Source organism: Streptomyces sp. NPDC047072 (assembly GCF_040643855.1).
Lineage (GTDB): Bacteria > Actinomycetota > Actinomycetes > Streptomycetales > Streptomycetaceae > Streptomyces.
The window spans coordinates 1-20439 of the sequence record NZ_JBEYVC010000189.1 but is presented as its reverse complement, the minus strand read 5'-3'; the positions used below and the strand labels follow the sequence as shown (position 1 = coordinate 20439).

General features: G+C 71.5%; 10 protein-coding genes. 5 read left to right on the top strand and 5 right to left on the bottom strand.

What is annotated here, in order from left to right; translation table 11 throughout:
• The 3 genes from ABZ896_RS44665 to ABZ896_RS44655 form a co-directional block, all read left to right on the top strand.
• The coding region (locus ABZ896_RS44665; protein ID WP_360942306.1) for an SDR family NAD(P)-dependent oxidoreductase at positions 1–3125 on the top strand (3125 nt) is incomplete at its 5' end.
• Positions 3126–3149: 24 nt separating this feature from the next.
• Entirely contained in the window at positions 3150–9698 is a 6549-nt protein-coding gene (locus ABZ896_RS44660) for an SDR family NAD(P)-dependent oxidoreductase (protein WP_360942303.1), read from the top strand.
• Positions 9699–9771: 73 nt separating this feature from the next.
• Positions 9772–10938, top strand: coding sequence for an acyl-CoA dehydrogenase family protein (locus ABZ896_RS44655; RefSeq protein WP_360942300.1), 1167 nt, complete (start codon positions 9772–9774; stop codon positions 10936–10938).
• Positions 10939–10988: 50 nt separating this feature from the next.
• On the opposite strand, the gene ABZ896_RS44650 is transcribed toward ABZ896_RS44655, so the two are convergent.
• The 4 genes from ABZ896_RS44650 to ABZ896_RS44635 form a co-directional block, all read right to left on the bottom strand.
• A complete protein-coding gene (locus tag ABZ896_RS44650; protein WP_360942297.1) occupies positions 10989–13634 on the bottom strand; it encodes an AAA family ATPase in 2646 nt (881 codons plus the stop codon).
• Between the two features lie 594 nt (positions 13635–14228).
• Positions 14229–15941, bottom strand: a complete 1713-nt coding sequence (locus ABZ896_RS44645) for a cobalamin-dependent protein (RefSeq protein ID WP_360942294.1) — start codon at positions 15939–15941, stop codon at positions 14229–14231.
• 55 nt (positions 15942–15996) lie between these two features.
• A complete protein-coding gene (locus ABZ896_RS44640; RefSeq protein WP_360942291.1) occupies positions 15997–16251 on the bottom strand; it encodes an acyl carrier protein in 255 nt (84 codons plus the stop codon).
• Between the two features lie 112 nt (positions 16252–16363).
• A complete protein-coding gene (locus ABZ896_RS44635; RefSeq protein ID WP_360942288.1) occupies positions 16364–17110 on the bottom strand; it encodes an alpha/beta fold hydrolase in 747 nt (248 codons plus the stop codon).
• 417 nt (positions 17111–17527) lie between these two features.
• On the opposite strand from ABZ896_RS44635, the gene ABZ896_RS44630 reads away from it, so the two are divergent.
• Both ABZ896_RS44630 and ABZ896_RS44625 read left to right on the top strand, forming a co-directional pair.
• The gene (locus tag ABZ896_RS44630) at positions 17528–18997 is read left to right on the top strand and encodes an amino acid adenylation domain-containing protein (RefSeq protein ID WP_360942285.1); all 1470 of its coding nucleotides are present in this window, start codon (positions 17528–17530) and stop codon (positions 18995–18997) included.
• A 23-nt stretch (positions 18998–19020) separates the two neighbouring features.
• Positions 19021–19545: a DUF1579 family protein gene (locus ABZ896_RS44625; RefSeq protein WP_360942282.1), complete on the top strand. Its 525-nt coding sequence runs from the start codon at positions 19021–19023 to the stop codon at positions 19543–19545.
• Between the two features lie 3 nt (positions 19546–19548).
• On the opposite strand, the gene ABZ896_RS44620 is transcribed toward ABZ896_RS44625, so the two are convergent.
• Positions 19549–20157: a TetR family transcriptional regulator gene (locus ABZ896_RS44620; RefSeq protein WP_360942279.1), complete on the bottom strand. Its 609-nt coding sequence runs from the start codon at positions 20155–20157 to the stop codon at positions 19549–19551.
• Positions 20158–20439 lie beyond the last annotated feature (282 nt).

Sequence of the window (20439 nt, the reverse complement as noted above, 5' to 3'; positions counted from 1 at the left end):
GGGGCCTGGCCGAACAACCGGCGGCCGCACACCGGGCGGTGGTGACCGGGGCGGACCGGGAGACGCTGCTGTCCGGCCTGGACGCGGTGGCCGCGGACATGCCCCTCCCGGCCCCGACGGCCGCACGGGGAGCGGGACCCGTGCTGGTGTTCCCCGGCCAGGGGTGGCAGTGGCCCGGGATGGGGCGCGGGTTGCTGGACTCGTCGCCGGTGTTCGGGCGAACGGTCACCGAGGTTTCGGCGGTCGTGGAGGAACTGGCCGGCTGGTCCGTGCTCCAGGTGCTGCGGGAAGGCCGCGCGCTGGACCGGGTGGACGTCGTACAGCCGGCGATGTTCGCGGTGATGGTGGGGCTCGCCCGGATCTGGCAGGAGCTGGGAGTGGAACCGGCGGCCGTCGTGGGCCACTCCCAGGGCGAGATCGCGGCGGCCTGCGTGGCGGGTGTCCTGGATCTGCGCGAGGCGACCCGGGTGGTCGTGACGCGTTCGGCCGCGGTGCGCACCATGGCGGGGCAGGGCGCCATGGTCTCGGTCGCGGCCGGGGCCGGCGAGGTGGCCGGGTGGCTGCCCGCCGGCTGGAGCGTCGCCGCGGTCAACGGTCCTGGCTCGACGGTGGTGTGCGGGCCCGCGTCGGGGGTCTCGGACCTCGTTCGTCGGTGCGAGGCCGAGGGTGCGCGTTCCCGGGTGATCCCGGTGGACTACGCCTCGCACTCGGCGGACGTGGAACGCATCCGTGACCGGGTGGTGGACGGGCTCGGCACGGTGGTGTGCCGGGCCGGCCGGATCCCGCTCTACTCCACGGTCCTCGCGGTACCGGTCGACGGGCCGACGATGGGCACCGCCTACTGGTACGACAACCTGCGCCGTCCGGTGCGGTTCCAGGAGACGGTCGAGGCACTGGCCCGTGCGGGACACTCCGCATTCGTCGAGTGCGGTGCCCATCCCGTCCTCGCCCCCGCGATCGAAGAGACCCTGGACGCCCTGGCACTCCCCGACGGGGAACGGCCCGCCGTGCTCGGCACCCTGCGCCGTGACGACGACGGCCCGGCGCGCTTGCACGAGGCCGCCGCCATGGCCTGGACACGCGGCCTGGACGTGCGCTGGAACAGCCTGCTGCCCGCCGCCCCACCGGTCGCGCCACCTCCCCCCGAGCCGGCCGATCCGCCTGCGGAGGCCGGTACCGAACGACGTTTCTGGCAAGGGGTCGGCCGGGGTGAGACCGACGCGCTCGCGGCCGAACTCGGCCTGGACGACGAGCAGGCCGCGGCCCTCGCCGTCGTTCTGCCCAGCCTGGCACAGTGGCGACAGCTCTCCCGTGAACAGGCGACGGTAGACACGTGGCGCTACCGGGAGACGTGGAGGCCGGCCACGTCTCCCGTCGCGGAGCCGCCCGACGGACAGGAATGGCTGGTCGCCGTACCGGAGGGATGGATCAGCGACCCGTTCGTCACGACCTGTCTCGCGGCGTTGCCCGGTTCGCGTCCGCTCCTGGTCGCCAAGGACGCCTCCCGGGCGGATCTCGCCGAGGAACTGCGCCGCGTCGAAGACCGGCCTTTCGCCGGGGTGGTGTCCCTGCTGGCACTCGACGAGGCACCCCATCTCAAACATCCGGCCGTGCCCGCCGGTCTGCTCGCCACCGTCGCGCTCCTCCAGGCGCTGGACGACTGCGGACTCGAGGCCCGCTACTGGTCGATCACCCGCGCGGCCGTCGCGGCGGCCTCCGGGGACCGGGTGGAGCATCCCCTCCAGGCACATGTCGCCGGGCTCAGCCGGGCCGTCGGGGTGGAGAATCCGGCCCGGCTGGCGGGACTGGTGGATCTGCCCGCCGAGCCGGACGAGGCGTGCGCGCGCGGTCTGCGCGCCGTACTGGCGGCTCCTCCCGTAGAAGACCAGGTGGCGGTGCGTCACGACGGTGTGCGGGTACGGCGCCTGGTACGCGATCCGCAGGGCGACGGCCCCCCGGGACGAAGCTGGTCGCCACGCGGGACCACGCTCGTCACCGGTGGCACGGGCGCGCTCGGCGGGCATGTCGCCCGCTGGCTCGCCCGGCAGCACGCGCCCCATCTGCTGCTGCTCAGCCGCAGCGGTCCGGACGCCGCGGCAGCGGGAACCCTGCGCGAGGAGTTGCTGAAGCTGGGCGCTCGACGCGTCACGGTGGCGTCGTGCGACGTGTCCGATCCCGACGCCCTGTCCGCCACGCTGGAGACGCTCTCTCCCGAGGAACCGCTGACCGCCGTGTTCCACACGGCCGGTGTCGTCGACGACGCTCCCGTGACCCGGATGACAGGCCCTCAGACGCAGGAGGTGCTGGCGCCGAAGACGGCGGGGGCACTGGCCCTGCACGAGGCGACGCTGGACCACGAGCTGTCGGCGTTCGTGGTGTTCTCCTCCTTCAGCAGCATGCTGCCGAACGTCGGCCAGGGCGCCTACGCCGCCGCCAACGCCCACCTCGATGCCTTCGCCCGATGGCGTCGGGCCTCGGGACGGCCGACGCTGTCGGTGTCCTGGGGCGCCTGGGCGGGTGAGGGGATGGCGGCGGGCACGGAGTTCACCGCGATGCTGAGCCGTGGCGGAATGGACCTGATGACCGCCCACCTCGCGGTCACCGCGCTCCGCCAGGCGCTGGATCACGACGACACCACGGTCATGATCGCCCATCTGGACTGGGCCCGGTTCGCGGAGTTGTTCGCGGCCGGCCGTCGCTACCCGCTCGTCGAGGACCTGCTCCCGGCGGGTGCCGCCCCCATGCCCGCACCGGACCTCCCCGGGAGGCTGGCCGGCCTCTCCCCGCAGCAGCGGTACGAGGAGCTGCTCACGGCGGTGTGCCGGGAGGTCGCCGTCGTGCTCGGACACCGTGGCGCCCAGGACGTGCTGCCGGACCAGGTCTTCCGGGACATCGGCTTCGACTCGGTGACGGCGATCGAACTGCGCAACCGGCTCACCGCCGTCACCGGACTGCGGGTACAGGCCACGGCGGTGTTCGACCACCCCACGCCGGAAGCGCTCACCGGGCATCTGCTGGAGCAGCTCGCGCCGGACGGGACCGGGACCGACACCACGGGACCCGACCGGTTCGACGCGATGGACGTGCACGACCTGGTGCGCACGGCCCGGCGGGCCACCTCCTGACGATCCGGAACCGATGGAGACACCGTGACTGTGAACGACCCGGAGATAGTCGAGGCCCTGCGCGACAGCTTGCGGGAGAGCGAACGGCTCCGGCAGGAGAACGTGCGGCTGCGCACCGCCGATCGCGAGCCGATCGCGATCGTGGGTCTGGCCTGCCGGTATCCGGGCGGGGTGAGGTCGCCCGAGGACCTGTGGCGGGTGGTGGCGGACGGCGTGGACGCCACGTCGGAGTTCCCGGTGGACCGGGGGTGGCCGGAGGATCTGTACGACCCGGACCCGGACGCGCCCGGGCGGTCGTACGTGCGACGCGGCGGGTTCCTCGACGACGTCGCGGGCTTCGATGCGGAGTTCTTCGGTATTTCGCCGCGTGAGGTGCTGGCGATGGATCCGCAGCAGCGGCTGCTTCTGGAGGTCTGCTGGGAGACCCTGGAGCGAGCGGGTATCGATCCGCGTCGGCTGCGCGGCAGCCGGACGGGCGTGTTCGTCGGCGCTTCCTCCTCCCTGTACGCCGGTGGCCCGGAACGCGCGCCGTCGTCGGTGCAGGGGTACGCCCTGACGGGCAGTCTGGCGAGCGTCCTGTCGGGGCGGGCTTCGTACACGCTGGGGCTGGAGGGCCCTGCGCTGACCGTGGACACGGCATGCTCGTCGTCGTTGGTGGCGCTGCACCTGGCGAGCCGGGCGCTGCGCGGCGGCGACTGCTCGCTCGCACTGGCGGCCGGGGTCACGGTGGTCGCCACGCCGACGGCGTTCGTGGAGTTCTCCCGGCAGCGGGGGCTGGCCGCCGACGGGCGGTGCCGTCCCTTCGGGGCCGGTGCCGACGGATTCGGCGTCGCCGAGGGGGTCGGGGTGCTGTTGCTGGAGCGTCTCTCCGACGCCCGGCGGCACGGCCACCGTGTATGGGCTCTGGTACGCGGCTCGGCGGTCAACCAGGACGGTGCCAGCAACGGGCTGACCGCACCCAACGGGCCGTCACAGGAACGGGTGATCAGGCAGGCCCTGGACGCCGCGGGAGCGTCTGCCGCGCAGGTCGACGTGGTGGAGGCGCACGGCACGGGCACCAAGCTGGGCGATCCGATCGAGGCTCAGGCACTCCTGGCCGCCTACGGCCGGTCCCGGCCCGCCGACCGGCCGCTGTGGCTGGGCTCGGTGAAGTCGAACCTCGGGCACACCCAGGCCGCGGCGGGTATGGCCGGGGTGGTCAAGACGGTGATGGCCTTTCAGCGGGAGCAGTTGCCCCGGACCCTCCACGCGGACCCGCAGTCGCCGCTGGTCGACTGGGAGGCCGGGGCCGTCCGTCTGCTGCACCGGCCACAGCCCTGGCCGCGCGGACCGCGCCCCCGGCTGGCCGGGGTGTCCTCGTTCGGGGTCTCGGGGACGAACGCCCACGTGATTCTGGAAGAGGCTCCGGCCGAGGTCCCGACGGCCCCGGACACCGGCACGCCCGAAGCCGACCGCGCCGCCCGCCGGGCCGGGGACGGACCCCGGGTGCTGCTGCCGGGCCCGCAACCCGTGGTGTCCTGGCCGGTCAGCGCCGCGACCCCGGCCGGGCTGCGCAACCAGGCCCACCGCCTGATCCGCTACGTCGAGGACCATCCCGACGCCCGCCCCACCGATCTGGCGCACGCTCTCGCCTCCCGCTCGGCCCTTCACCACCGTGCCGTCGTCGTCGGCACGACACACGCGGATCTGCTGAGCGGCCTGGCCGCGCTCGTCGCCGGGCGACAGGTGCCGCACGTCGTCCGCGGAGTCGCGGCGGGCCGCGCCAAGGCAGCCCTGGTGTTTCCCGGGCAGGGCTGGCAGTGGCCCGGTATGGGCAGCCGGCTCATGGAGCACTCCCCCGTCTTCGCCACGGCGCTGCGGGAGTGTTCGGCCGCGGTGGAGGAACTCACCGGGTGGTCCGTGGTGGACGTGCTGGGCGAGGGGCGGGAGCTGGCGCGGGTCGAGGTCGTGCAGCCCGTGATGTTCAGCGTGATGGTCGCCCTGGCCCGGACCTGGCAGGCGATGGGAGTGCGCCCCGCCTCGGTGGTGGGCCACTCGCAGGGCGAGATCGCGGCCGCCTGCGTCTCCGGAGCGCTCGCGCTGCCGGACGCCGTGCGGATCGTGGTGGCCCGGGCGACCGCTCTGCGGGACATCTCGGGAGAGGGCGCCATGATCTCCGTGCCGGCCGGCCCGGACGAGGTGGGATCCCGGCTGCCCGCCGGTCTGACGGTGGCCGCCGTCAACGGACCGGCCGCCACCGTCGTCAGCGGCCCTCGGGAAGCCGCTGAGGACTTTCTGGCCCGTTGCGTCGAGGACGGCCTCCGGGCCCGACGGATCCCCGTCGACTACGCCTCCCACTCGCCGCACGTCGAGCGCCTGCGCGCCCGGCTGCTGCGCGACCTGTCCGCGGTACGCGCCGGCCCCGCCGCCGTCCCCCTGTGCTCCACGGTCACGGGTACGGTCCTGGAGGGCGCCCGGCTCGACGGCACCTACTGGTACGACAACCTGCGTCGACCGGTGCGCTTCGAGACCGCCACCCGCGCGCTCCTCGACACCGGCCACACCGTGTTCGTCGAGGTCGCCGCCCACCCGGTCCTCGCCCCGGGCATCGAGCAGACCATCGACACCCACTCGGCCGACGCGGGCACGGTGTCCACGCTCCGCCGCGACGACGACGGTCCGGACCGGCTGCACCTGGCCGCCGCCGATGCCTGGACCCGGGGTCTCGACATCTCCTGGCCGACCCTGCTGCCAGCCCCGACGACGTCCGGAGCAGCACTCTCCGCCGATCTGCCGACGTACGGCTTCGACCGACAGCGTTACTGGCTCGCCCCCCGCGAGCACGCCGACCTGGATGCCGTCGGCCTCACCGACGCCGGACACGGGCTGCTGGGCGCGGTCACCGATGTGGCGGACGAAAGGGTTGTCCTGTCGGGGCGGCTGTCGACGCGCGGGACCGCCTGGCTGGCGGATCACACGGTTGCGGACACACCGATCCTGCCCGGATCGGCCTTCGTGGAGCTGATGTTGCGTGCGGGCGACCACGTGGGGAGCGGACGGGTGCGCGAGCTGCTGCTCGTGGAACCGCTGCCGCTGCCGGACACCGGGGCCGATGTCCAGGTCGTGGTGGACGTGCCCGAGGGCGACGAGCGGCGCGTGCGGGTGTACGCCCGCCCGCACGCGGTACCGGGCGCTCCGTGGACCCGGCACGCGGAGGCCGTCGTGGTACCGGAGCCGGACGGCAGGGACTCGGCGGCGGGCGGGAGCGCGTTCGCGGCACTCCGTTCCGGCGCCTGGCCGCCGGTGGGGGCGGAACCGCTGCCCGTGGACGGCCTGTACGCACGGCTGGCCGAGCGAGGGTACGGATACGGACCCGCCTTCCAAGGCGTACGCGCGGCATGGCGGCGCGACGACGAGGTGTTCGCGGAAGTCGAACTGCCCGAACAGGCAGGCGGCACCGACCGGTTCGCACTGCATCCGGCACTGCTCGACGCCGCCGCGCAGTCCGCCCTCCTCGGTCCTTTCCTGCCGGGCGGGGGACCATGGCTGCCGTTCTGCTGGAACGACGTGAGCCTGTACGCCACCGGCGCCCGCCGCCTGCGCGTGCAGGTGACCGGCGCGGGGCCGAACCGCGTCCGTCTGGCGGCCACGGATCCGGCGGGCGCCCCTGTCGTCCTCGTCGGGTCACTGCGGGCCCGCCGGGCCCGAGCGGGCGCTCCGTCGGCCGCCCCCGCCTCGGATCTCCTCGTCGTGGCGTGGGAGCCCGTGCCCGTGCCGGAGACCGCCGTGGGCCGGTCCGACTGGGCCGTGGTGGGCCCGTGCGGACCATTCGGTGACGCGGCGCGCTCGTACGCGGATCTCGACGCCCTCGTAGACGAGGAACGGCCAAAGGGCGCTGCGCCGGCGTTCGTGCTGCTGCCGGTCGGCGGCAGCGGCGGGAGCGAGGACGAGGAACTGCCCGCGCGGGCGGACCGGATCGCCGCCGACACCCTGGCCACGCTCCAGCGCTGGCTGGCCGACCCCGCGCTGGAGGACGTCCGGCTGGTGCTCGTGACACAGGGCGCGGTCGCGGTGGACGACGGGGAGATGGCCGACCTGGCGGCCTCGGTGGTGTGGGGGCTGGTACGGACTGCCCAGTCCGAGCATCCCGGCCGGTTCGTCCTGCTCGACCTCGATCCCGGGTCCGCCCCGCCCCCCGGGCTCCTCTCCGTGCTGGCCCGCGGCGACGAGCCCCAGCTCGCGGTGCGCGCCGGCGTCGTCCGCGCGGCACGGCTCGAACGGGCCGGTGGACGAGTGCAGGGGATCGGGGGTCTCGGAGCGGGTGTGGACTGGCGGGTGGATGTCACCGGGACAGGGACCCTCGACCGTGTCGACCGGGTGAGCGTGGACCCACGGCCGCTCGGGGCGGACGAGGTGCGTCTGGCCGTACGCGCCGCCGGCCTCAACTTCTACGACGTGGCGACCGCGCTCGGGATGGTGCCCGACCACGCGGGGCTCGGTGCGGAGGGCGCCGGTGTGGTCCTGGAGACGGGATCGGACGTGCGTGGGCTGCGGGCCGGGGACCGCGTACTGGGCATGTTTCCGGGGGCGTTCGCGCCCCGGGCGGTGGCGGACCCGCGGACACTCGCGCCGATCCCCGACGGCTGGTCGTTCGAGCAGGCCGCGTCCGTGCCGGCGGTGTTCCTCACCGCGTACCACGCGCTGGTGGACCTCGCGGGCCTCGAACCCCGGCCGGACGGAGCGAGCGGCCGGTCCGTGCTGGTGCACGCGGCGGCGGGCGGCGTGGGCATGGCCGCGGTCCAGCTGGCCCGGGCGTGGGGAGCAACCGTCTACGCGACGGCGGGGCCCGGCAAGGAGGACGCGGTGGTGGGGTTCGGGGTACCCCGGGAACGGATCGCGTCGTCCCGTACCACGGCGTTCGCCGACCTGTTCCTGGAACACACCGGCGGCCGAGGCGTCGACGTGGTCCTCGGCTCGCTGTCGGGGGCGGCGGTCGACGCGTCACTGCGGCTGCTCCCCCGGGGCGGGTGCTACCTGGAGATGGGCAAGACCGACGTCCGGGACGCCGCCGAGGTCGCCGCGGCCTGTCCCGGCGTGCGTTACCGGGCGTTCGACCTCCAGGAGGCCGGCCCCGAGCGCATCGGTCGGATGCTGACGGACCTCCTGGAACTGTTCGGGAAGGGCGTGGTCCGGCCGTTGCCGACCCGCACCTGGGACCTGGCCCGCATCCGGGAAGCGCTGCGGCACATGAGCCAAGGGCGGCACATGGGCAAGAACGTCCTGTGCGTCCCGGCTCCGCCGGACCCCGACGGCACCGTGGTCGTCACCGGCGGCACCGGCACCCTCGGCTCCCTGGTCGCCCGTCATCTCGTACGCCGCCACAAGGTCCGTCGTCTCCTGCTGCTCAGCCGGACCGGCGCCGACGCGCCGGGGGCGGATGCTCTGTGCCGGGAACTGGCGGACGCCGGCGCCACGGCCACGTGCGTCTCCTGCGACGTCAGCGACTTCGGCGCCCTCGCGAAGACGCTCGCCGACATCCCGGAGGAGCACCCGCTCACAGCGATCGTGCACACCGCCGGTGCGTTGCGCGACGCGCCCCTGACCGAACTCACCCCGGACGACCTGCGGCACACCTTCGCCGCCAAGGTCGACGCCGCCGTCCACCTCCACCGCCTCACCCGCGACCGCGGTCTCACGGCTCTCGTGCTGTTCTCCTCCGCGGGCAGTGTTCTCGGCGGGGGCGGCCAGGCGAACTACACCGCCGCCAACGCCTTCCTCGACGCCCTTGCCGTACACGCCCGTGCGCAGGGACACCCGGTGACCTCCGTCGCCTGGGGGCTGTGGCAGGAGGTGTCCGGCCTGACCACCGGGCTGACCGACGCCGACCGCGCCCGGATGTCCCGTTCCGCCGTCGTCCCCATGACCACCCAGCGGGCGCTGGCCCTCCTGGACGCCGCGGACGGGGCCGGTCACCCGCTGGTCCTGGCCACGGACATCGACCTCACCCGTGCTCCCGGCGCCCCCCTCTGGCGACGGCTGACCGGCGCCCCGCTGCGGCCCGTCGCCGCCGAGTCGGTGGACCTGCGGCAACGGCTTGCTGCGCAGGACCCCGCCAGGCGCCGACAGAGCCTGCTGGACCTGGTACGCCTCCACACCGCGGCCGTACTGGCCCACCCGGGCCCCGAGGCCGTCGATCCCGGGCGTGGCTTCCTCGACCAGGGCCTGGACTCACTGACGGCCATCGAACTGCGCAACCGCCTGGCCGCCGCCACGGGCCTGCGCCTGTCCGCCACCACGGTCTTCGACCATCCCGCACCGGACACCCTCGCGGCCCACCTCGCGGACCGCCTGGGCGACGACCTGCCCGCAGGCGGCTCGTCACCGGGTCCCGACGTCCTCGCCGAGATCGACCGGCTGCAGGCGGCACTGACGGCCGCCGACGAGCGGACCCGCCGGCAGGCCATGGTCCGCCTGCGCCGGCTGACCGCCTCCGACGACGGAGCCTTGCGCCGTCCCTCGGACTCCGTACAGCAGACGCTCGCGTCCGCCTCCGCCGAGGAGCTCCTGGCCTTCATCGACGACGAACTCGGCTGAACCGGCGGCCTGCCGCGCCCGACGGGCCGACGCCGCAAGAGACCTTCCGCCCTCCTTCCCGACCGGAGCAGTGATGGACTTCCGACCCACCGAGGACCAGCTCGCCCTTCAGGAGTCGATACGGCGGTTCGCCGCCGCGCGCCTGGACACCGACCTGCCGGAACGCGACCGCGCGGGTGTCTTCTCGCGCAAGCTGTGGGAGGAGTGTGCCGCTCTCGGCATCCAGGGCCTCCCCCTTCCGGTGGAGTACGGCGGCCAGGGCGCGGACGTCCTCACCACCTCGCTGGCGATGGAGGCGCTCGGCGAAGCCTGCCGGGACGGCGGACTGGTCTTCTCCCTCAACGCCCATCTGTGGTCGGCCGCCATGCCCCTGCTGGAGTTCGGGAGCGAGCGACAGAAGTCCCGCTGGCTGCCCGGCATGTGCGACGGCTCGATCGTCGCGGTGCACGCCATCACCGAACCGGCGGCCGGCTCCGACGCGATGGCACTGACCACGAGCGCCCGCAAGGACGGAGCCATGTATGTGCTCGACGGGACGAAGCACTTCATCACCAACGCGCCGGAGGCGGATCTGTTCATCGTCTTCGCCACCGTGGACCGGGCCCAGGGGTGGGCCGGGGTCACCGCCTTCCTCGTGCCGCGCGACACGGCCGGGCTGTCGGTCGGCCCCGGAGTGGACAAGCTGGGCCTGCGCACCTCACCCACGGGGGAGGTCGTGCTCCGGGACTGCCGTGTGCCGGATCGGTATCTGCTGGGTGCGCCGGGAGCCGGGATGATGGTCTTCGAGTACGCCATGCGTCTGGAGCGGGCCTGCATCATGGCCTCCGCCGTCGGCATGATGCGGCGGCAGCTGGACGAATGCCTCGCGCACACCATCGGACGCCACCAGTTCGGTCAGCCGATCGCCGACTTCCAGGCCGTTTCGCACACACTCGCGGACATGAAGGTACGGCTGGAAGCGGCAAGTCTGCTGTCCCGCCACGCGGCGTGGCTGGCCGACCGGCGGGAGCTGGAGGCGCTGGACGCGAGTGTGACGAAATTGCACGTCAGTGAGGCGTATGTGCGGTCCAGTCTGGACGCCCTGCAACTGCACGGCGGTCACGGCTACATGACCGAGTCCGGGATCGATCGGGACCTGCGTGACGCGATCGGCTCCCGCATCTATTCCGGGACCAGCCAGATGCAGCGGGACATCATCGCCGGCAGGCTGCGGATGCCGAGCACCGCGTCCGGGTCCTGACGGTCACGGTCGCGCCCACCGTGTCACTGTCTCCGGTCCGCCCTGGTGCATCAGCCCCCGGCCCGTCCCCCGGCGGGCTGGCCGAGAGCGGATGCGAGCTCGGTCCGCCCCTGGATGCGCAACTTGCGGTAGACATGGGTGAGGTGCTGCTCGACGGTGCTCACCGTGACGAACAGCCTGGCGGCGATCTGCACATTGGTGTATCCGCGCACCGCCTGCTCGGCCACTCTCAGTTCGGCCGTGCTGAGACGGTTCGGTTCTCCCGCGCCGGTCGTCTCCGTCACGGATGCCGTCGCGATCCCCCGGGCCCCGTGGTCGACGCGCGCGGCCGACGCGGTGTCACCCGTGCCCTGGCAACATCGGCCGAGTGCGCCCAAGGACCGGTCCAGATCCGCCTGCGCACCGCCCTCCCGTAGCTCCTGGACCGACCTGGTCAGCAGTGAACGAGCCTCCCCGGGCTCGGAGATGCCGGCCAGGATGCGCAGAGCGAGCCCGCGTGCCCAGTGGGCACCGCTGTCGTCGGTCAGCGTCATCTGCTGCTCCGCCAGTTCCCTCGTCGTCGTGTGATCACCCAACTCGAGGTGGGTTTCAGCCAGATGGACACGCCAGGGCAGGACGTTGGGCAGGTCGACGTTGCGGCGGCGCATGAAGTCCCAGCACGCCTGGAAATCCAGACGAGCTCGCCGGGGATCTCCGGTCACCAGCAGGAAGCGGCCGCGAGCCTGCAGATAGAACATGCCGAAGCCCGTTTCGAACATCTCGGGCGGGACGCTTTCGTTGAGGAGTTCGGCCGCGCGATCGTGGTTGCCGAGCTCGGTGTGGGCTCGGACCAGTGTGCCGAGGGGCAGTCCGACGCCCACGCCCCAGTCCTCGGCGGACAGTTGAGCGAGGGCTTCCTCGGCGAGGAGGGCCGCGGCCTCGGTCTGCCCCTCTCGAAAGGCGATCTCGGCCCGCAGGCTGATGAACTGCGCCTCAGCGATCCGCCCTCCGTACGCCTGTGCCTGCTTGACGAGCGCGTCGGACCACCGGGAGGCGCCTTCCGGCTCGTCGGCGCCGAGCAGAGCGATCAGTGCCGTGACAAGGGTGTCGAGGGTGTCGTCGGCCAGGCGACAGCTCTCCAGAAGCCGTTCGGCCTCGGCGGCGATCTCGTGACGCTTGCCGTTGCGCAGCATCAGGTCGAAGACCTTGCCGTATTCCACCATCCGGCTGCCGACGGCCTCGGTACGCAGTTCCTCGTTGGAGCGCAGGGCATCGGCCGCGGGCACGCGCCGGACGACCTCGGGGTACCAGATACTGAGCCACAGGACGAACGGCCGGAGCGCAAGAGCCTCGTGCGGTTCGTCGGGAGGCGCCGCGAGAAGTCGTTCGAGGGCGCGGACAGCGTCGTCCATACGGCCGAACCAGAGCAGGTACCGGATGGCCGACTCCGCGTCGGGCCGACCGAGCAGCCCCTCGCTGAGCAGGCGGGACAGCTCCGGCAGGTAACGGCGGACGACGGCCGGCCTGGTCCGCCGGCCGAGCGATATCAGCATCATCGTCAAAGTGGCCCGCTCGTCCTCGTTCTGGGCCAGTCGGCGGGCCGTGCGCAGGCACTCCAGGGCGGCTTCCGGATCGTCCTGGACCAGCTCGTTGGCGGCTGTCCAGAGGACCTCGGTGGTCCACGGCAGGGAGGGCAGGCCGGCGGCGATGAGCTGTCGTGCGATGTCGGTGGCGGCGGCGTTCTCCTCGTAGAGGAGCTGCGCGTGGCGCCGATGGATGGTCCGGCGGAGTTCTCGCGGGATGCTGTCGGTGACGGCGGCGGCGATCGCGGCGTGGAGACACTGGCCGTCGGTGAGCAGTCCGGCCGCCTCCAGGGTGTGCAGATGTGCGGCCACGGCGCTGCGGTCGAGTCCCACGAGGGCCTCGATCCGGTCTGTGGACGCGGTGCGGCCCAGCAGCGCCGCGGTGTGCAGGACCATCTGGCTTTCCGGGGAGCAGCGGTCGACGCAGGAGAGCACGGCCTCCCGGAAGGACTGGCTGGGACGGGCCCGTGCGGGATCGCCGGATCCCGCGGCGGCCGTGTCCCTGGCGAGGGCGTCGACGAGGAGCGGGTTGCCGCCGGTGATTTCGTGGCAGCTCGGCGCCATCGCGGAGGCGGCGGAATCGCCGAGCTGGTGACGCAGTGCGACCTCGACCTCGGCGACCGACAGGCGTTTGAGGCGGACGTGTGTGACGTACGGCAGCCGGCCGACCCGGGTGAGGAAGCGGCGGCAACGCTCGTGGGAGCAGCCGCAGTTGGTGGCGACGACGAGCACCCGGGCGGAGCGGACGCGTCGAGCGACGACCAGGATGCATTCCAGAGAAGCGCTGTCCAGGAACTGCGCGTCGTCGACGGCGACCACGACGGGCCGGTCGGCGGACAGCGCCAGCAGCTCGGCTCCGAGCGTGTACGCCCTGTCCGCGGCGGCGGGCTCGCGGTCACCGGGCTCGGGGTTCGGCTCGGCACCCAGGACCGGGGCGGGGGCGTCCTGGAGGAGCTGACGGACGACTCCGAAGCGGACGCCCTCCTCTTCTCGGGAGGCGGTCGCCGTCAGCACAACGGCTCCCTCGCTCGCCGCCTCTTCGCAGAAGGTGTGCAGCAGGGTCGTCTTGCCGCTGGTCATGAGTCCACCGATGACGGCTACTCCGCCGCTGCCCCGGAAGGAGTCGCGGAGCATGCGGCGCAGGGGATGACCCTGATCGGTCGGTCGGAGAGACGGGCGTAAGGAGACGTTCAACGCTTACCTCACGGTTCGACGAGCACCGGTGATGGTCAACGGCATGGTCTCCACGGCGTGCAGGTCCTGTCCGCCGCGGACCATGCGCAAAGAGAGCGCATCGCGTGGTCAGGTTCCGGCGTGGCGTCAGGGCGGGGGCCGGGGCGGGAGGTTCCAGAAGGATCGTTGTTGCACGTCCGCGGAGCGACATGTCCGCACGGTGTCGGTCCTGCACCGGACCCGATCAGCTTCCGTCGCGCCGACAGCCATGAGATGTCAGCCCCGCGGATTCTTCACGTACACACGATCCCCCGTGATCACGATCTTCCATTCACCCATAGATTCCGAGCACACCAATGGCTCTCGCGGCAGAATTCCGCTCATCACACCACGACGCCTCTTGACAGAATCTCCGACTGCGCCGATCCGGAGAGATACTATCAAATACTACTGCACTCCGATAAACAACAGGAAAACCGGAAGCAATTCGTCCGCCCGGATTCCTCAAAATTCAGCAAGAACCCCGTCGAAAAAAGCGGACTCACAGGTTTCGGATTACCCGCGCACGGCCTGGATGATGCCGTCGGGCACCGTGTGGTCGTCGAACCAACGCCCGCCGAACGGCCGCTCCACCGGGACGATCTGGTCGCTCGAGTAGGCGAGGATCTTCCTGTTGTACGTCCGTATCGTGTCCCGCAGACCCTCGGGCAGCCTGCCGTCCAGCACCAGCGCGTGCTCCATCTCGGCGAGCAGGTGCCGAGTCTCGTCGATCGTGGCGAGGATCGCCTCGGCGAACGTCGCCGGCAGCACTCCGTACTCGCCCTTCACCTCGACCAGCCGGGCCACCGCCTCGTAACTGACGTCCTGGATCTCTCGGCGGTCCAGCCATCGTGTCTCGTAGTTGAGACGCCGGTGCCACAGCGGCTCGACCATGGCGCGCCGGTGGTCGTCGAGACTCCGGTGGAAGATGCGGTAACCGTGCTCCTCGGACTCCTCGAAGAAGCGTGAGCCGGGGTCGAGGAAGGGCACCATGGGACAGATCAGCGGCAGCGCCGCCCAGCCCTTGAACTTCCTGAGCAGCCTTTCCGCGTAGGCGGTCGTATCGAGCACGGACTGCCGGTCCTGGAAGGGCATGCCGATGAAGAACCAGATCATGACACCCTTGACGCCTGCGTCCAGGGCGCGCGGAATCCAGCGCTCCATTTCCTCCATGGTGTAAGTACCGCGTCCGGCGGCCCGGCTCACCTTCGGATCGTGCGACTCGGGAGAGAGCATGATGTAGGCGTCGGTCGACTCACCCATCTTCTTCAGGGTGTCGTCCGGTGTCAGTACGAATTGCTCGAAGGAAACGCTCTTGTACCCGGCCTCCTTCACCGCGTCCAGATATCGGTGCAGTCGCGACTTGTTCTCCGAGTAGCACTGGAGGGCGTAGATCGAGGTGTGCTTCGCCGCCTCCCCCATGGTCGCGAGTTCCTCGACGACGAGGTCGTGGTTCTTCTGCACGAGCGTCCGTTTGACACCCATGATGTTCCGGTACGAGAAGCGCGATCCGCCGCACCAGCCGCAGTCGTGGGCACACCCGGTGTTCGGGAGCGTCATGATCAGCTTGGAGGTCAGGGGGGTGGATGCCGGGGTCTCACGGTAGTACGACCAATCGTTCAGGGCGTTGTTGTAGTCGGCCGACGGCTTGTGCGTGAAACCCGTACGCTCCTCGCCCGAGGCGTAGACGAGGTTCGGGACAGCCGAGAAGTCCCGTCCGCCGCGACGGACCGTGTCGACCAGCGCGGCGACGGGGTCGAGGGTGTCATAGCCCTGGACGACCACGTCCACGGCGGAGTGCCGGGCCAACTCGTCGGCGTAGTACGTGGCGGAGATCCCGCCGAAGACGGTCAGTGCCTCCGGGTGGACCTTCTTCACCTCGGCAGCGAGTTCCACCGCCCCGTGGCAGTGGGCCATCCAGTGGATGTCGAAGCCGTAGACGGGAGCGCGCAGCCGCTCCAGGAGTCTGGGCACGTCGATGTCCGGGTAACGGAGCATCAACGACGCCACGTTCACGATCTTGACGTCGAGACCGGCCTCCGCGAGCCGTTGCTTGATGGAGAACCAGCCGATCGGATACATCTCGTACACGGAGGTGACGTTGACGCTGTCGCTGTCACTCAGATACGCGAACAGCATGTCGTCGCGTTCGCGGAAGTCGTAGACGCTCGGGGCGTGCAGCAGGAAGAGATCGGCTGTCAGGAACGGCGGCTCATGCGGATCCGGCACTGGATTGCCTCTCGGACGACGGGCACGGCAAGACAGCCCCTGGTGCCGGGGCGAGTCAGGCGCGGTGGGCGAGGACCATCTCGGCGATGCTGCGAACGTCCTTGAAGTTGGAGCCGCTGACCGCCAAGGGCGGTACCTTCACGCCGAGTTCCTCTCGGATGAAACCGACCAGCCGCACGGTGTTGAGGGAGTTCAAGACACCCCACTCCAACAGAGGGCTGGTGTCCTCCAGTTCCTCACCGGGGTCTCCGGCGAGGAAGGTCACGCGGATGTAGTCCCGGATACGCGTGGCGACCTGTTCCTCGATCATGCGTGCTCCTCTCCGGCGATGCGGCCGACGGCCGCACGGTGCCCTCTGCACGCAAGGGACCTTATGCGCGAGCCGGGCGCGCCCACCCCTACGCCCGGCCCCTACCGCACCCCTACGGCTTCCCGAGGAGCCGTTCGGTGAGTGCCTCGGCCAGGGCGGACATCTGCGCGGTGAGGTAGAAGTGGCCTCCGGTGAACACCTCCAGTTCGAACCCGGCCTCGGTGTGCTCCTTCCACAACCGCGCCTCGTCGAGCGTCACCAAGGGGTCCTCATCCCCCACGAGCACGGTGACCGGACAGGTCACACGCTCTCCCGGCGCGGCCCGATAGGTTTCCACCAGCGTGTAGTCAGCCCGAAGCGCCGGCAGCACCATCGCCCGTATCTCCGGATCGTCCAGCACGTCCGCCCTGACCCCGCCGAGTTCCCGAACATGGGCGATCACGCCGTCATCGCTGCGCCGGTGCACGTCCTCGTCACGGATCGCGGAGGGTGCCCGCCGCCCCGAGACGAAGAGCCGAAGCGGAGCTGCGACTCCCTCCCGCCTCAGCCTGAGGGCGAGCTCGTAGGCCACCACGGCGCCCATGCTGTGTCCGAAGAGCGCGTACGGCCGCTCCGCGAAGGGCTGGATCGCGTCCGCCAGACGTTCGACGAGCTCTTCCATGACGGTGACCGGGGTCTCGCCGGACCGGTCCTGCCGTCCCGGATACTGCACCGCCCGGACGTCGACTTCCGGCCGCAGCCGTGCGGAGAGCTCGAAGTAGGCGCTCGCCGACCCGCCCGCATGCGGCAGACACAGGAGTGCCGGCGCGTCGGGGACGGCCGTGTGGAAGCGGCGTGCCCAGGCCGGGGCCGGGGTCATCGGGCGCCCTGCCCACGCATGGACGGCCGCGCCCCGACAGCCCGTACACGAGTCTGCCTCGTGGCCTTGCAACGCACCTTCGTCACCTCCGGTGGAGGCGGCCCGCATCCGGGACCGCCCGGTTCGCGCACCACAGGTCGGACGGATGCGAACCGGGGGTGTGCGCTCCCTCGCCGGGACCCTAGGGCGGGGGCCGGTGCGAGAACACCCCTAGACACCCCCCGTTCCGGTCGCCGTCCGATGCGCAGGCCGGCCCCCCAGCGGCTCCGTGACCGCCTCGGTGGCAGACCGAGCGCCGACCGGCTTAGGGGGCGACTAAGGGATGCCGCCCGGCAAAGCCGCCCTCTAGGTTGCGGCCGTGGGCACGGGCCTACTCGGCAGGCGGCCCCTCCACGCACCTCGTCGGAAGGACACGTCATGAGCAGCTTGCACCAGTTGGTGATCGACGCGGCCCTCAGGCACCCCGGCAAGGACGCGGTGGTCACGGGTGACGCCACCTTCCGGTACGACAGGCTGGACCGAGAGGCCGACCGGCTCGCCCGCCGGTTGCGGGCGCACGGGGTCCGTCATGGCGACCGGGTCGTCGTGTGGTCGGAGAAATCGGCGGTCGTGGTGGTCGCGACACAGGCGGTGCTGCGGCTCGGCGCGGCGTACGTGCCGGCCGACGCCGTCTCCCCGCCGGCCCGGGTCGGAGCCCTTGCCCGGGACTGCGCCGCCAAGCTGGTCCTGACCACCGCCGACCGGCTGTCCCTGCTGCCGGAGGACGTCACCGGGATCGAACTCACCCTTGACCCCCGGGACGAACCGCCCGTCCCGGAATCTCGGATCAACGAGTCGGTGCGACCGGACGATCTCGCCTACATTCTCTACACCTCAGGATCCACCGGTGCTCCCAAGGGCGTGTGCGTCAGCCATCGCAACGCACGCGCCTTCGTCGACTGGGCGGTGGGGGAACTCGACGTCAGCCCGGAGGACCGGCTCGCCAATCACGCGCCCTTCACCTTCGATCTGTCCGTGCTGGACCTGTACGCCGCGTTCTCGGCCGGCGCGTCCGTCCATCTGATTCCTGCGGAACTCGCCTATGCGCCTGCCCAGTTGACGGACTTCCTGTACGACCGCGGGATCACCGTGTGGTACTCGGTGCCGTCCGCGCTGACCCTGATGATGCGCGACGGAGGTCTGCTGTTGCGACCCGCTCCGCCCGCACTGCGTGCCGTCCTGTTCGCGGGTGAGGCGTTCCCTGTCGCCGGGGTGCGGGCGCTCTCCGGCTGGACCGACGCACGTCTGCTGAATCTCTACGGTCCGACCGAGACCAACGTCTGCACCTTCCACGAGGTGCGCCCGGCAGATCTGGAGCGCGACCGACCGGTGCCGATCGGGGCCGCGTGCAGTGGCGACGACGTGTGGGCGCGCCACCCGGACGGCTCGGTCTGCGGTCCCGGCGAACAGGGTGAACTGGTCGTCTCCGGACCGACGGTGATGCTCGGCTACTGGAACGCGCCGCGCCCGCCGCAGCCGTACCCGACGGGGGACGTCGTCGCCGTGCTGGCGGACGGGTCGTTCGACTTCGTCGGCCGACGCGATCATCAGGTGAAGGTGCGTGGTCACCGCGTCGAACTGGGCGAGGTGGAGGGGGCGTTGGAGAGCCACCCCGATGTCTCCGAGGCGGCGGTGACGGTGCTCGGCACGGGGGTGGACGCCCGGTTGACCGCCTGCCTCGTGCTGCGCGAGGGCCGGCCCGGGTCCCTGGCGCTGCGCCGGCACTGCGCCGAGCGGCTGCCGCGCTACATGATCCCCGACGAGTTCGTCGTCGTTCCCGCGCTGCCCCGCACCACCAACGGAAAGACCGACCGGACGGTCCTGGCCGCTCGTCTCTCCCAGGCCTGACCCCTCCCACCGAAAGGGCCCGTATGTCGGACGACAGCACGATCGACACCTATCTCAGGGACCACCCCGTCGACGCCAGGCCGGTCCTGGAACGCCCGGAGCCCTCGCCGCGGATGCGGGAGCTGGATTTCATGCTCGGCACCGTCGCCAGCGTCTTCGACACCGGAGTCCGGTTCGAGTGCACGACCAGGCCGATCCTGGGCGGCTTGTATCTGCAGATGGATGTCCACGCCACCTACGCCGACGGCTCCTGGCGCAACGACGGGATCTGGATCGTCGGCTGGAGCGAGGTCGACCAGTCGTTCCAGTCGTACTACGTGGACGCGCTGGGCAACCAGGGCATGTCCACGTCCCCGGGCTGGCAGGACGGGGTCCTGGAGTTCGTCGGCTCGACGAGCATGACCGAGGTCGGTGCCCGAGGCATGACCATGGACCGGTACACGGTCATCGACGATGATCACTTCCAGCTCGTCGCCTATGTACAGGTCGACGGGGAGTGGAAACGCTGGAACACCCAGGACTGCCACCGGGTGCACCCCGAGCGGTGATCCTCAGCGCCCGGGCCCGAGGAAGTCCAGCGCCTCGTCCACCGCTTCGGGCAGCCGGAGACCCGGGTCCTCGGACCAGCGGAGCATCAGGTCGAGGAAGGTCCCGAAGGCCGCGGCGACGGGTACCCGCATCGACAGGTCCCGCGGGTCGGTGTCCGCACGTTCGGCGAGGATCGCGGTCACCGTGCGCATCGTGGTCAGGAAGTTCTCGAAGATGGCCCCGCGCAGCGCGGGCTCCGACAGCATCAGGTTCACCCGCTCCCTGCCGGCGGCGAAGGACTCCGCCGGCAGGGAGTCCAGAATGGTGTGCAGCGCGGCGCGCAGCGCTTCGACCGGCTCCAGTCGCGGCGGTTGGGCGCGCAGGGCTTCGTACAGCAGCGGGTCGTAGTCGTCACTGATGACGAGGTCTTCCTTCGTGGGGAAGTAGCGGAAGACCGTGGTGTGCGCGACTTCCGCGGCCTGGGCGATCTGCTGGACGGTGGTCGCCTCATAGCCGCGCTCCCGGAACAGCTTGAGCGCCTCGGTCTGGATCCTGGCCCGGGTCTGCGCCTTCTTCCGCTCGCGCAGCCCGGTGCCGGGCTGCGCCGCGGTGGCACGGGGACGGAATGTCACGGCTCGCCTCCCCCTCCGGCACCGAAGCGCCGCCAGGTCCAGTGTCGCCGGGCTCCTGAGCCGGCCGAGGAGGAGCTTACTTCCGGGGTGGCCGGTTCTCTCCGTAACCCCTCCTCGTGTGAACGGGCTGCGCCCGTAAGGCCGTCAGGTCGCCCTGCGGGTCCCGCTCGCGTCGCCCACCTCGCCGCCGCGGGGCGCGCCGACACGCTCGGCGGCCTGGTGGGCGACGTGAGGATTCCGGCCATCACGCGGACGGCGGCACCAGCGTAAGCGGAGAGTGAC